We start from the raw sequence: 770 nt of genomic DNA, 5'->3' as shown, positions 1-770 counted from the left end.
GCCGGGATCACGGGCGCGAATTGCCCCAGCATGCAGATTCCTGGGCCGACGCTGATCGTGAAGCAGGGTGACATCGTCACGGTCACGCTCACCAACAATCTACCCGCGGCGGCGGGCAACACGTCGATCCTGTTCCCGGGCTTCCAGGTCTGCGCAGCGGTACTGAATCCCGACGGCACATGTCCGGCGACGCTGACCGGTGTACCCGGCGTGCTGACGCGCGAGGCGATTCACGGCAGCTCGGTGACCTATAGCTTCATCGCGGCCACGCCGGGAACCCATAGCTATTACAGCGGCACGCAGGGCGATCTGCAGATCGAAATGGGGATGTCCGGTGCGCTCATCGTCTTGCCCACCACAGCGCCCGGCACAGTTGCCTCGCCGACAGGCACAGGCTGCCACCCGCTGGCCCCGACCTTGCCGGATGGGCAACCCGATTTCCGCAATGCCCCCGCCGCCTATAACCACAGTGCGGCCTGCTACGACCGCGAGTATCTATTCCAGTTCTCGGAAATGGATCCGCGCATCCATGCGCAGGCGGAGCAGGAAGCGGCGAAATCCTGTACGCAGCCGACCGGATGCATGACTGTCGAGACGGAACCCTATCACCCGGCCTACTTCATGATCAACGGACGTTCGATGCCCGATGACATGGACCCGAACTACGCAGGGCAGTACCCCCATCAGCCGTATAACGGCAACCCTCACATGCATCCGGGTGAGCTGGTGCTGTTGCGCGTCATCGGCACCGGGCGCTGGCAGCATCCTTT

The 770-nt window shown here is 63.5% G+C and carries 1 protein-coding gene; it reads left to right on the top strand.

Annotated features, from left to right (window positions below):
- The coding region (locus HV670_RS30240) for a multicopper oxidase domain-containing protein (protein ID WP_175108575.1) at positions 1-770 on the top strand (770 nt) is incomplete at both ends.

This window comes from Pararobbsia alpina (genome assembly GCF_902859895.1).
Classification (GTDB): Bacteria; Pseudomonadota; Gammaproteobacteria; order Burkholderiales; family Burkholderiaceae; genus Pararobbsia; species Pararobbsia alpina.
This window is presented reverse-complemented; position numbering and strand designations above follow the sequence as displayed.